At 65.7% G+C, this 11,923-nt stretch carries 13 protein-coding genes; 4 read left to right on the top strand and 9 right to left on the bottom strand.

The genetic code is table 11. The features are described from left to right. Positions 1-94: 94 nt before the first annotated feature. The 9 genes from hslU to gshB all read right to left on the bottom strand — a co-directional run bounded on the left by hslU (position 95) and on the right by gshB (position 8,247). Positions 95-1,438, bottom strand: a complete 1,344-nt coding sequence (gene hslU / locus CAG18_RS11015) for an ATP-dependent protease ATPase subunit HslU (RefSeq protein ID WP_015272084.1) — start codon at positions 1,436-1,438, stop codon at positions 95-97. Between the two features lie 76 nt (positions 1,439-1,514). Continuing rightward, positions 1,515-2,045 (bottom strand): ATP-dependent protease subunit HslV, encoded by a 531-nt coding sequence (gene hslV / locus CAG18_RS11020; protein WP_003249309.1) that lies wholly within the window; start codon positions 2,043-2,045, stop codon positions 1,515-1,517. A gap of 213 nt (positions 2,046-2,258) precedes the next feature. Further along, on the bottom strand, positions 2,259-3,530 hold the full coding sequence (locus CAG18_RS11025) for a dihydroorotase (RefSeq protein WP_085720887.1): 1,272 nt from the start codon (positions 3,528-3,530) through the stop codon (positions 2,259-2,261). After that, positions 3,527-4,531: an aspartate carbamoyltransferase catalytic subunit gene (locus tag CAG18_RS11030; RefSeq protein ID WP_003257774.1), complete on the bottom strand. Its 1,005-nt coding sequence runs from the start codon at positions 4,529-4,531 to the stop codon at positions 3,527-3,529. Before CAG18_RS11030 ends, CAG18_RS11025 begins: the two co-directional genes overlap by 4 nt. 12 nt (positions 4,532-4,543) lie before the next feature. Then, on the bottom strand, positions 4,544-5,062 hold the full coding sequence (gene pyrR, locus CAG18_RS11035) for a bifunctional pyr operon transcriptional regulator/uracil phosphoribosyltransferase PyrR (RefSeq protein ID WP_015272082.1): 519 nt from the start codon (positions 5,060-5,062) through the stop codon (positions 4,544-4,546). 49 nt (positions 5,063-5,111) lie between these two features. Then, positions 5,112-5,549 (bottom strand): Holliday junction resolvase RuvX, encoded by a 438-nt coding sequence (ruvX, locus tag CAG18_RS11040; protein WP_013974530.1) that lies wholly within the window; start codon positions 5,547-5,549, stop codon positions 5,112-5,114. Then, the gene (locus tag CAG18_RS11045) at positions 5,549-6,118 is read right to left on the bottom strand and encodes a YqgE/AlgH family protein (protein WP_015272081.1); all 570 of its coding nucleotides are present in this window, start codon (positions 6,116-6,118) and stop codon (positions 5,549-5,551) included. Before CAG18_RS11045 ends, ruvX begins: the two co-directional genes overlap by 1 nt. Positions 6,119-6,296: 178 nt before the next feature. Next, positions 6,297-7,202, bottom strand: coding sequence for an energy transducer TonB (locus CAG18_RS11050; protein WP_013974528.1), 906 nt, complete (start codon positions 7,200-7,202; stop codon positions 6,297-6,299). 91 nt (positions 7,203-7,293) lie between these two features. Beyond that, positions 7,294-8,247, bottom strand: a complete 954-nt coding sequence (gshB, locus tag CAG18_RS11055; protein ID WP_085720888.1) for a glutathione synthase — start codon at positions 8,245-8,247, stop codon at positions 7,294-7,296. Positions 8,248-8,459: 212 nt separating this feature from the next. On the opposite strand from gshB, the gene CAG18_RS11060 reads away from it, so the two are divergent. From CAG18_RS11060 to CAG18_RS11075, 4 genes are read left to right on the top strand one after another with little or no spacing between them, the layout of a single operon-like run. Next, positions 8,460-8,861, top strand: a complete 402-nt coding sequence (locus CAG18_RS11060; protein ID WP_003257770.1) for a PleD family two-component system response regulator — start codon at positions 8,460-8,462, stop codon at positions 8,859-8,861. A 47-nt stretch (positions 8,862-8,908) separates the two neighbouring features. Then, positions 8,909-9,274 carry a twitching motility response regulator PilH gene (gene pilH, locus CAG18_RS11065; RefSeq protein WP_003257768.1) on the top strand — a complete coding sequence of 122 codons (366 nt, stop codon included), beginning with the start codon at positions 8,909-8,911 and terminating at the stop codon, positions 9,272-9,274. Then, positions 9,271-9,825: a chemotaxis protein CheW gene (locus CAG18_RS11070; RefSeq protein WP_003257767.1), complete on the top strand. Its 555-nt coding sequence runs from the start codon at positions 9,271-9,273 to the stop codon at positions 9,823-9,825. The genes pilH and CAG18_RS11070 overlap by 4 nt, the downstream gene beginning before the upstream one ends. An 11-nt stretch (positions 9,826-9,836) precedes the next feature. Then, a complete protein-coding gene (locus tag CAG18_RS11075; RefSeq protein ID WP_013974525.1) occupies positions 9,837-11,891 on the top strand; it encodes a methyl-accepting chemotaxis protein in 2,055 nt (684 codons plus the stop codon). Positions 11,892-11,923: the final 32 nt, after the last annotated feature.

The raw sequence follows: 11,923 nt of genomic DNA on the forward strand, positions 1-11,923 counted from the left end.
CCATCGCGACACAAGGCCGCTCCGACAGGAGATCGCGTTACCTTGTAGGAGCGGCCTTGCGTCGCGATGGGCCGCAAGGCGGCCCCCTGCGGTCTTACAGGATGTAACGCGACAGGTCTTCGTTCTGCGCCAGCTCACCCAGGTGGCTGTTCACATACGCCGCGTCGATCTGGATCGGCGCTTCGTCATGGGTGCTGGCCAGGTCGCCAGCGCTGAACGACACCTCTTCGAGCAAACGCTCGAGCAGGGTGTGCAGGCGGCGGGCACCGATGTTCTCGGTCTTCTCGTTCACCTGGTAGGCAATCTCGGCCAGGCGCTTGATACCGTCGGCGAGGAACTCGATATTCAGGCCTTCGGTCTTGAGCAGGGCCTGGTACTGTTCGGTCAGCGACGCGTGCGGCTCCTGCAGGATGCGCTCGAAGTCTTCCGGGGTCAGGGCCTTGAGCTCCACACGGATCGGCAGGCGGCCTTGCAGTTCGGGCACCAGGTCGCTCGGCTTGCTCAGGTGGAACGCACCCGAGGCAATGAACAGGATGTGGTCGGTCTTGACCATGCCCAGCTTGGTGTTGACGGTGCAGCCTTCGATCAGCGGCAGCAGGTCGCGCTGCACGCCTTCACGGGACACGTCGGCGCCGCCAACATTGCCGCGCTTGGCAACCTTGTCGATTTCGTCGATGAACACGATGCCGTGCTGCTCGACAGCTTCCAGGGCCTTGGCCTTGAGTTCTTCCTCGTTGACCAGGCGGCTCGCTTCTTCATCGCGAACCATCTTCAGCGCCTCTTTAACCTTCAGCTTGCGCGCCTTGCGCTTGCCTTTGCCCATGTTGGCGAACAGGCTCTGCAGCTGGTTGGTCATTTCTTCCATGCCGGGCGGCGCGGCAATTTCGACGCCCACGGCATCGGCCACTTCGATCTCGATTTCCTTGTCGTCCAGCTGGCCTTCGCGCAGGCGTTTGCGGAACAGCTGGCGGGTGTTGGAATCGGTGCTGGTCTGCGCGGCTTCTTCGGCGAAGCTGCTGACCCGCGCTTGCGGCAGCAGGGCGTCGAGGATGCGGTCTTCGGCGGCGTCTTCGGCGCGGTGGCGCACGCGGATGATCTCTTGCTCACGCAGCATCTTCAGCGCGGCATCGGCCAGGTCGCGGATGATCGACTCGACGTCGCGGCCCACGTAGCCCACTTCGGTGAACTTGGTGGCTTCGACCTTGAGGAACGGCGCGTTGGCCAGCTTGGCCAGGCGGCGGGCGATTTCGGTCTTGCCGACGCCGGTAGGGCCGATCATCAGGATGTTCTTCGGGGTCACTTCGGCGCGCAGCTCGGCGGGGAGCTGCATGCGCCGCCAGCGGTTGCGCAGGGCGATGGCCACGGCGCGCTTGGCGTCGTCCTGGCCGATGATGTGGCGGTTGAGTTCGTGGACGATCTCGCGGGGGGTCATGGACATGATGAAAATGGTCCTCGGGCGGAATGAATCAGCGTGGAAAAACCCCATCACCGGGATGAGGCGCCAGAACAGCTGATCAGTCGGCCAGGTCCTGCTCCTCGATGGTCAGGTTGTGGTTGGTGAACACGCAGATGTCGCCGGCGATGTTCAGGGCGGTCTCGGCGATTTCACGGGCCGAGAGGTCGGTCTTGTTCAGCAGGGCGCGGGCTGCGGCCTGGGCGTAGGCGCCGCCGGAACCCATGGCGATCAGGCCGTCTTCGGGTTCGACCACGTCGCCGTTGCCGGTGATGATCAGGGAGGCGTCCTTGTTGGCCACGGCCAGCATGGCTTCCAGGCGGCTCAGGGAGCGGTCGGTACGCCATTCCTTGGCCAGCTCGACGGCGGCGCGGACCAGGTGGCCCTGATGTTTTTCAAGCTGGCCTTCAAAGCGCTCGAAAAGGGTGAACGCATCGGCGGTGGCGCCGGCGAAGCCCGCGATGACCTGGCCGTGGTACAGGCGGCGCACCTTCTTGGCGTTGCCTTTCATCACGGTGTTGCCGAGGGATACCTGGCCGTCGCCGCCCATGACGACTTTGCCGTTACGGCGGACAGAAACGATGGTGGTCAAGGGGAGAGTCTCCACGCAGCGGGGCGAAAGTGCCTGATGCAGACTCATATGGGGGTGGGGGGAAGGATTTCAACCGTGGGGGATGAATGGTAGGTGTTCCCTTGTACTGGCCTCATCGCCGGCAAGCCAGCTCCCACACGGATATCACAGGCATTGAGGGCAGTGATTTCCTGTGGGAGCTGGCTTGCCGGCGATGAGGCCAGTGAGGGTTACTCAGGCCTCGTGGCAGACATGCCCATCGACCAAGGTATAACGCACCGCACCCGGCAGGCAGTGGCCGATGAACGGGCAGTTCTCACCGCGGGAGAACCACTGCTCGCCGGCCAAGGTCGAGGCTTGCGGGTCGAACAGCACCAGGTCGGCCGCGCCACCCACTTTCAGCTCGCCGGCCGGCAGGCGCAGGGCCGCCGCCGGGCCGCTGCTCAGGCGGGCCAGCAAGGTTGGCAGGTCGAGCAGGCCGTCCTGCACCAGGGTCATGGCCAGCGGCAGCAGCAGCTCGACGCTGCTGATGCCCGGCTCGGTGGCGCCGAACGGGGCCAGCTTGGCGTCGCGCTCGTGCGGCTGGTGGTGGCTGGAAATCGCCTGGATCACCCCCGACTTCACCGCCGCACGCAGGCCGTCACGGTCGGCGGCGGTGCGCAGCGGTGGCTGCACGTGGTACAGGCTGGAGAACTCACGCAGCGACTCGTCGGTAAGGATCAGTTGGTACAGCGCCACATCGGCGGTCACCGGCAGGCCAAGCTGTTGGGCCTGCTCGATCAGCCGCGCGCCACGGGCGCTGGTGATCTGGGTGAAGTGCGCACGCACGCCGGTCTGTTCCACCAGCAGCAGGTTGCGCGCCAGGGCCACGGTCTCGGCGGTTTCCGGAATGCCCGGCAGGCCGAGGAAGCTGGCCATGGCACCTTCGTGGGCCAGGCCACCCTGGGCCAAGTCGCGGTCCTGGGAGTGGAACACCACGGTCAGGTCGAAGGTGGCGGCGTATTCCAGGGCGCGGGCCAAGGTACGGTTGTTGGGGATTTCCTTCAGACCATTGCCGAAGGCCACGCAGCCGGTGTCGCGCAGTGCCACCAGCTCGGCCAGTTGCTCGCCTTCCAGGCCCTTGGTCAGGGCGCCGATCGGGTAGACCTTGCTGTTGGCGGCCTCGCGGGCGCGGTCAAGGATAAGCTCGGCCACGGCCGAGGTGTCCAGCACCGGCTTGGTCTGCGGCGGGCAGCACAGGCTGGTGACACCGCCGGCGACGGCGGCGCGGGTTTCACTGGCGATGTTGCCTTTGCGGCTGTAGCCCGGCTCGCGCAGGGACACGCCGAGGTCGACCAGGCCGGGTGCGGCGACCAGGCCATCAGCCTGGATCGTGCGGCTGGCGCTGAAGCCAGCCGGGGCTGCACCGATGGCGGCAATGCGGCCGCCGTCCAGGTGCAGGTCGGTGACCTGGTCCAGGCCGCTGTTCGGGTCGATGACCCGGGCGCCGAGAATACTGATGGTCACTGGGCGTTCTCCTGGTCGAATTGACGTTGCGCGTTCTGCCCGCTCATGGCCATGGACAGCACGGCCATGCGCACGGCGATGCCGTAGGTGACCTGGTTGAGGATCACCGAGTGCTTGCCGTCGGCCACCGCCGACTCGATTTCCACGCCACGGTTGATCGGGCCCGGGTGCATGACGATGGCGTCGGGCTTGGCCCCGGCCAGGCGCGCGGTGGTCAGGCCGAACAGGCGGTAGAACTCGCCTTCGCTGGGCAGCAGGCCGCCGGCCATGCGCTCACGCTGCAGGCGCAGCATGATCACCACGTCGACGTCCTTCAGGCCTTCGGCGAGGTCCGTGTAGACCTTCACGCCGTACTGCTCGATACCGATCGGGATCAGGGTTTTCGGGCCGATCACGCGGATGTCCGGGCAGCCCAGCGCTTTGAGCGCCAGCATGTCGGAGCGGGCCACGCGCGAGTGCAGGATGTCGCCGACGATGGCCACCGACAGGTTCTCGAAGCTGCCCTTGTGGCGGCGGATGGTGAGCATGTCGAGCATGCCCTGGGTCGGGTGCGCATGGCGGCCGTCACCGCCGTTGATCACGGCAACTTCCGGGCACACGTGCTCGGCGATGAAGTGCGCGGCCCCGGAATCGGAGTGACGCACCACGAACATGTCGGCGGCCATGGCTTCGAGGTTGCGCAGGGTATCGAACAGGGTTTCGCCCTTGCTGGTCGAGGAGGTCGACACGTTCAGGCTGATCACGTCTGCCGACAGGCGTTGGGCCGCCAGTTCGAACGTGGTACGGGTACGGGTGGAGTTCTCGAAGAACACGTTGCACACAGTCTTGCCGCGCAGCAACGGGACTTTCTTCACGGCCCGGGCACCGACTTCCAGGAAGGAGTCGGCGGTGTCGAGGATCTCGGTGAGCAGTTCGCGGGGCAAACCGTCGAGCGAGAGGAAGTGGCGCAGCTGGCCCTGATCATTGAGCTGCAGCGGGCGCTTGGCGTCGATTGGCGTCATCGCGGGGGACTCTTAAAGGGCGGAAGCGGAGGCGAGGTCCTGGCGCTCGAGGGCGAGCGGTGCGGGTCCGGTCAATTTTACCCGTTCATGGGGGGGCAGCGACAGGGTGGCGCCGAGTACATTCGGGCGGATTGGCAGTTCGCCGGCATCCAGGTCCAGCAGGCAGACCAGGGTGACGCTGGCCGGGCGGCCATAATCGAACAGTTCGTTGAGCGCGGCGCGTACCGTGCGGCCGCTCATCAGCACGTCATCCACCAGCACCAGGTGCTGGCCCTCGACCTCGAACGGCAGCTCGGACGGGCGCACTTGCGGGTGCAGGCCGTTCTGGCTGAAGTCGTCGCGATAGAACGAGACGTCCAGAGTGCCCATGGGGCTGGTGTCGCCCATGGCTTCCTGCAGGGCCTGGGCAACCCAGACGCCGCCGGTGCGGATACCGATGTAGCGCGGTTCGGTAATTGCCCGGCGCGCCAGGTGGGCACGAAGGTCGACAGCCATCTGCCGAATCAGGTCGGCGGGATTGGGTAGGCTCATTGCGGGCTCCTCGGAAGGGTGCGCCGGGCGGGGCCGGCGGCAAAGATGATCAGGTATTGGCCTCCAGCCAGCCTTGCAGCAACAGGGCGGCGGCGATGGCATCGACCGGGTTGTCGCGGTAGCTGCCGCGCTGGCCGCCACGGGCCATGCGCTCGCCCTTGGCCTCGAAGGTGGTCAGGCGTTCGTCGTGGGTGTGCACGGGCAGGTTGAAGCGGCCGTTCAGGCGGCGGGCGAACTTTTCTGCGCGGGCGCTCATTTCGCTGGGGGTGCCGTCCATGTTCAGCGGCAGACCGACGACGATAGCGTCGGGCTTCCATTCGGCAATCAGCTTTTCCACCTGGGCCCAGTCCGGCACGCCGTTCTGTGCTTTCAGTGTGCACAGCTCGCGGGCCTGGCCGGTGACCACCTGGCCGACGGCTACGCCGATCTGTTTGCTGCCGTAGTCGAAGCCTAGCAGCAGACGCAGTTCAGGGTGCAGTTCGGCCATCAGGCGTGGCCCGCCTGGCTGGTCAGCAGGTTCAGGTTGATCCCCAGGCTGGCGGCGGCGGCTTCCAGGCGCAGGTCGCTGGTCAGGCCGAAGATGATTTCAGGGTCGAACGGGCAGTTGAGCCAGGCGTTGTCGGCAAGCTCCGCTTCCAGTTGGCCCGCTTCCCAGCCGGCATAGCCCAGGGTGATCAGGCTCTGTTTCGGGCCTACCCCGGCGGCGATGGCAAGCAATATGTCCTGCGAGGTGGTCAGCGACAGCCCTTCCAGCGCCACGGTGGCCTGGAAACTGCATTCGCTGCTGTGCAGCACGAAGCCACGGTCGGTCTGTACCGGGCCACCTTGGTAGATCGGCACCTGCAAGGTGCTGGCCGGTGGCATTTCGTCCGGGCGCAGCTGCTCGAGGATGTCGGCCAGGTTCAGCTCCTGCGGCCGGTTGACCACCAGGCCCATGGCGCCATGGGCGTTGTGCTCGACGATGTACGTGAGGGTCTGGGCGAAGTTCGGATCGGCCATGTGTGGCATGGCGATCAGGAACTGATGCTTGAGGTAGCTCGGCGTGAGGGTTTTCATGGGGGATAGTGTGGCGCCAGGTGGCGAGGCTGACAAGGTGCTCGGCATGGCTGCTTTGGGGCTGCTGTGCAGCCCATCGCCGGCAAGCCAGCTCCCACACCGATCGCATCGATCTCAAGCCACATGCTATCCCTGTGGGAGCTGGCTTGCCGGCGATGGGGCGCGAAGCGGCCCTGATTCAGTTACTGGACAAACGGTCCCCACGGGCAAAGCGCCAGGTGCGGATGATCTCCAGCCGGTCAAACTCGGCCAGGTCCCCGGTAAACGGCGCAAACGGCGCCGCCAGCCGCACGATGCGCTGCGCCGCCTGGTCAAGCACCGGTTGCCCGGACGACTCCAGCACCAGTACCTCGTACAGCGAGCCATCGCGGTTTATCGACACCATCATGCGCAGGTTGCCGTAGATCTGTTGCCGGCGCGCCTCATCGGGGTAGTTCAGGTTGCCCACCCGCTCGACCTTCTTGCGCCACTCCTCCTTGTACCAGGCGCCCTTGTCGCGCATGGTCGAGGCGGCGTTGAGCCGATGGATGCGCGGGCGCTTGGCGTACATCTGCTGTTCGTTGGACAGCTCCGCCTCCAGGCTGGCGATCTGGCTGGACAACTGCGAGCTGTCGAAGTCCGGTGCCGGGGCTGCCGGCTTGGGCTGCGGTTTGCTTTCCCTGGGTTTGGGCTCGACCTTCTGCGGCTTGGGCGCCGTGGTCACTACCGCCGACTTCTGCGGGACAGGGGGCGGTACCACCTCGGGCTTCGCGGCGGGTGGCGGGGTGATCTTGTTGATCTTGCTGTCCTGGAACGGTGCCAGTTCGGTGGTCTTGGGCACCGCTTTCTTGTCCAGGGTGCCGCTGCCCTGCTGGTTGTCCTGGGCCTGGAAATCGGCCTTCTCCGGTGGTTTCTCGCTCTTGAAGGTGGCCAGGGTGATGTCCATGGTGTGGCGGATTTCTGCAGGCTTGACCACGCTGAAGCCAACGCCGAGGATCAGCGCCAGGTGCACCAGGGCAGCCAGGAACAGGGTAAAGCCGAGCCGGTCCACCGGGCGAACACGGGGGGGCAGCAGGTCGGCGGGGATGTCAGCGGGCAGCGTCATCGGGTTTCCAGCAACCGCAGGGCGGGGCAGCAGGCCAGGCTAAAAGGACCCGCATCATACCCCACTCTGGGTTGTTGCCGTGCGTCGGCGGTCAGCGCGCCTTCAGCTGGCGATCAATGGCATCCATCAATTGCCCGCCGATATCGGTGTTGTAGGCAGCATCGATCTCGCGGATGCAGGTGGGGCTGGTGACGTTGATTTCGGTGAGGTAGTCGCCGATCACGTCCAGGCCCACGAACATCAGGCCCTTCTCGCGCAGGGTCGGGCCGACCTGGGCGGCGATCCAGCGGTCGCGGTCGCTCAGCGGGCGTGCTTCGCCACGGCCGCCGGCGGCAAGGTTGCCACGGGTCTCGCCGCTGGCCGGGATACGCGCCAGGCAGTAGTCCACCGGCTCGCCGTCGATCATCAGGATGCGTTTGTCGCCGTCCTTGATCTCGGGCAGGTAGGCCTGCGCCATGATCTGCTGGCCGCCGTGCTGGGTCAGGGTCTCGAGGATCACCGACAGGTTAGGGTCGTCCTTGCGGTGACGGAACACCGAGGCGCCGCCCATGCCGTCCAGCGGCTTGAGGATTACGTCACCACGGCTGTCGGCGAACTCGCGCAGGATGTCGACACGGCGGCTGACCAGGGTAGGCGCCATGCACTGCGGGAACTGGGTGGCGAACAGTTTTTCGTTGCAGTCGCGCAGGCTCTGCGGGCGGTTGACCACCAGTACCCCCTCGCGCTCGGCCTGCTCCAGCAGGTAGGTGCTGTAGACGAACTCCATGTCGAAGGGCGGGTCCTTGCGCATCAGGATCACGTCCAGCTCGGCCAGCGCGCTGTCCTGCTCCTCGCCCAGCTCGAACCAGCGGGCCGGGTCGGCGAACACTTTTAGCGGGCGCATCTGCGCACGGGCCTGGCCGGCGCCCAGGTACATATCGCGCTGTTCCATGTAGAACAGGCTCCAGCCGCGCGCCTGTGCGGCCAGCAGCATGGCCAGCGAGCTGTCCTTCTTGTAGGAGATGGACGCGATGGGGTCCATGACAATGCCGAGGCGAACGCTCATGGGGTGGTTCCTCTTGGCGGCACGTGGCCGCGATGGATCGAAAGAAAAGTGGCTCAGGGTGGCGCCGTGAACGCCGCCGGTCAAGGGGCGCCGCAGATGGAACGGCCACCCGGAGTGTGCTAAAAATGCCAGTCATAGCGCTATACAACAGGCCTTTGGGGCTGCGCAGCAGCTCCAGGAATTCGGCATAAGCAGCGACGGTAGCCCAAGTGATGGAACAACCCCTGAAGGTGATGGTGATCGACGACTCGCGCACGATCCGCCGCACCGCACAGATGTTGCTCGGTGAAGCGGGCTGCGAGGTGATCACCGCCAGCGATGGCTTCGATGCCCTGGCCAAGATCGTCGACCACCAGCCCAGCATCATCTTCGTCGATGTGTTGATGCCGCGCCTGGACGGCTACCAGACCTGCGCGGTGATCAAGCACAACAGTGCCTTCAAGGACACCCCGGTCATTCTGCTGTCGTCACGTGACGGCCTGTTCGACAAGGCCCGCGGCCGGGTGGTCGGCTCCGACCAGTTCCTGACCAAACCGTTCAGCAAGGAAGAACTGCTCGACGCGATCCGCGCCCACGTGCCCGGTTTTGCCGCAGCCCAACAACACGCACCCTGACCGCGCCTCGCCATGGCACGGTCTTTCTTTCCTGATGGGGAACCAGCATGGCCCGAGTTCTGATTGTCGACGACTCGCCGACAGAGATGTACCGATTGACCGAATGGCTGGAAAAGCACGGCTACCAGGTGCTCAAGGCCAACAACGGTGCCGATGGCGTGGCCCTGGCACGGCAGGACAAGCCCGACGCGGTGTTGATGGACATCGTGATGCCCGGCATGAACGGCTTCCAGGCAACCCGTCAGCTCAGCAAGGACCCGGAAACCAGCACCATCCCGGTGATCGTGGTCACCACCAAGGATCAGGAAACCGACCGTATCTGGGCCACGCGCCAGGGCGCTCGTGACTTCCTGACCAAGCCGGTGGAAGAGGACGCGCTGATCGCCAAGCTCAAAGAAGTGCTCGGGGCTTGACCACCCGCCCGCAGGGCGCGTCGCTGACCGCCTTCGAGTTGTTGCTGGACATCGACCGGCGCTGCCGCCTGCTGGTCGCCGACCAGCCGCCGCAGGACAACCGCCTGCAACAGTGGAGCGGCATCGGCTTCCGCATAGCCGGGCAATGGTTCGTCGCGCCCATGGGCGAGGTTGCCGAGGTGCTGCGCGAACCGCGCAGCAGCCGCGTCCCCGGCGTGCAGCCGTGGGTGTGCGGGGTAGCCAACCTGCGCGGACGGCTGCTACCGGTGATGGACCTGAGCAGTTTCTTCGGCCTGGGCCACGCCGCCCCGGGCAAGCAGCGGCGGGTGCTGGTGCTGGACCACGAGGACCTGTTCGTCGGTCTGCTGGTAGACGAGGTGCTGGGCCTGCAGCACTTTGCCCTCGACAGCCTGCAACTGTCGCCGCCACAGCCCCTGATCCGCGCCGCTGCACCTTTCGTGCAGGGGCACTTCCCGCGTGAACGCAACTGGGCGATCTTCAGCCCCTTCGCCCTGGCCCAGGCGCCGGGCTTTCTCGATGTGGCGTTATAGGACCTGCGAACGTGAACAAGCCTGCCACCCCCGTCACCACCGTGACCCCACGTACCCGCAGCATCGCGCAGATCACCGTGCTGTTCCTGATCCTGATCCTGTCGATCATTCTGCTGTTCGCCAACTTTGCCTACCTGAACACCCAGTCCAACTACGACAAGCAGTACATCGGCCACGCCGGCGAACTGCGGGTGCTGTCGCAGCGCATCGCCAAGAACGCCACCGAAGCCGCCACCGGCAAGGCCCTGGCCTTCAAGCTGCTGTCGGACGCGCGCAACGATTTCGAACGGCGCTGGGGCTACCTGCGTGAAGGTGACAAGTCCACCGGCCTGCCACCTGCGCCGCCCATGGTGCGTGACGAAATGGAAGCGGTACGCCGCGATTGGGAAAACCTGCGCAAGAACACCGACACCATCCTGGCCAGCGAGCAGACCGTGCTGTCGCTGCACCAGGTGGCGGCGACCCTGGCCGAGACCGTGCCGCAGTTGCAGGTGGAATACGAGAAAGTGGTCGAGATCCTGCTGCAGAGTGGCGCCCCGGCCAGCCAGGTGGCGGTGGCCCAGCGCCAGTTGCTGCTGGCCGAACGCATTCTCGGCTCGGTCAACACTGTGCTGGCCGGTGACGACGCCGCGGCCCAGGCGGCGGATGCCTTCGGCCGCGATGCCGGGCGCTTCGGCCAGGTGCTCGAGGGCATGCTCAGTGGCAACGCGGCGATCCAGGTGACCCGTGTCGAGGACGCCGATGCCCGTGCGCGCCTGGCTGAAATTGCAGAGCTGTTCCAGTTCGTTGCCGGCTCGGTGGATGAAATCCTCGAAACCTCGCCGGAACTGTTCCGCGTGCGCGAGGCTGCGGGCAACATCTTCAGCCTGTCGCAAACCCTGCTCGACGAGGCCTCGCACCTGGCCAACGGTTTCGAGAACCTGGCCGGCGGGCGCACGCTCGACACCGTCGGCGGCTATGTCCTGGGCCTTCTGGCGCTGGCTTCGATCATCCTCATCGGCCTGGTCATGGTACGCACCACCAACCGCCAGCTGCGTGAGACGGCGGAAAAGAACGAACGCAACCAGCAGGCGATCATGCGCCTGCTCGACGAAATCGAAGAGCTGGCTGACGGCGACCTGACCGTGACCGTATCGGTGACCGAGGACTTCACTGGCGCCATTGCCGACTCGATCAACTATTCCGTGGACCAATTGCGCGACCTGGTCGCCACCATCAACCACAGTGCCGTGCAGGTCGCTGCCGCCGTGCAGGACACACAGAACACCGCACGCCAGCTGGCCAAGGCCTCGGAGCACCAGGCCGAGCAGATCAGCGAGGCTTCCGAGGCGGTTGGCGACATGGTCGAATCGATCGACCGGGTTTCGGCGCATGCCTACGAGTCGGCCAAGGTGGCCGAGCGCTCGGTGGCGATCGCCAACAAGGGCAACGAGGTGGTGCACAACACCATCAACGGCATGGACAACATTCGCGAACAGATCCAGGACACCGCCAAACGGATCAAGCGCCTCGGTGAGTCCTCCCAGGAAATCGGCGATATCGTCAGCCTGATCGACGACATTGCCGACCAGACCAACATCCTCGCCCTCAACGCGGCGATACAGGCCTCGCTGGCCGGCGAGGCCGGCCGTGGGTTCGCCGTGGTCGCCGACGAAGTGCAGCGCCTGGCCGAGCGCTCGTCATCGGCCACCCGGCAGATCGAAGCGCTGGTGCGCACCATCCAGGCCGACACCAACGAGGCGGTGATCTCCATGGAGCAGACTACCGCCGAGGTGGTGCGCGGTGCCCGCCTGGCCCAGGATGCCGGGGTGGCGCTGGCCGAGATCGAAGGCGTCTCGCAGAACCTCGCCGACCTTATCCACAGCATCTCCGATGCCGCCCAGCTGCAGACTTCGTCTGCCGGGCAGATCTCCCACACCATGGCGGTCATCCAGCAGATTACCGCGCAGACCTCCGCCGGCTCCGGCGCCACTGCCGACAGCATCCGCCACCTGGCACGCATGGCCAGCGAGATGCGCCGTTCGGTGTCCGGGTTCACCCTGCCACCACCAGCAGAACCCAAGTGAATAGCCCTACTGAAGAGCCGCGCCGAGGAATG

The organism is Pseudomonas sp. B22(2017) (genome assembly GCF_002113105.1).
GTDB lineage: Bacteria > Pseudomonadota > Gammaproteobacteria > Pseudomonadales > Pseudomonadaceae > Aquipseudomonas > Aquipseudomonas asiatica.

Excerpts from the sequence above, each read along its gene's own strand:
- hslU (WP_015272084.1), bottom strand. The coding sequence starts at position 1,438 with ATGTCCATGACCCCCCGCGAGATCGTCCACGAACTCAACCGCCACATC.
- CAG18_RS11030 (WP_003257774.1), bottom strand. The coding sequence starts at position 4,531 with ATGACGCCAATCGACGCCAAGCGCCCGCTGCAGCTCAATGATCAGGGC.
- pyrR (WP_015272082.1), bottom strand. The coding sequence starts at position 5,062 with ATGAGCCTACCCAATCCCGCCGACCTGATTCGGCAGATGGCTGTCGAC.
- ruvX (WP_013974530.1), bottom strand. The coding sequence starts at position 5,549 with ATGGCCGAACTGCACCCTGAACTGCGTCTGCTGCTAGGCTTCGACTAC.
- CAG18_RS11045 (WP_015272081.1), bottom strand. The coding sequence starts at position 6,118 with ATGAAAACCCTCACGCCGAGCTACCTCAAGCATCAGTTCCTGATCGCC.
- CAG18_RS11050 (WP_013974528.1), bottom strand. The coding sequence starts at position 7,202 with ATGACGCTGCCCGCTGACATCCCCGCCGACCTGCTGCCCCCCCGTGTT.
- gshB (WP_085720888.1), bottom strand. The coding sequence starts at position 8,247 with ATGAGCGTTCGCCTCGGCATTGTCATGGACCCCATCGCGTCCATCTCC.
- CAG18_RS11060 (WP_003257770.1), top strand. The coding sequence starts at position 8,460 with ATGGAACAACCCCTGAAGGTGATGGTGATCGACGACTCGCGCACGATC.
- pilH (WP_003257768.1), top strand. The coding sequence starts at position 8,909 with ATGGCCCGAGTTCTGATTGTCGACGACTCGCCGACAGAGATGTACCGA.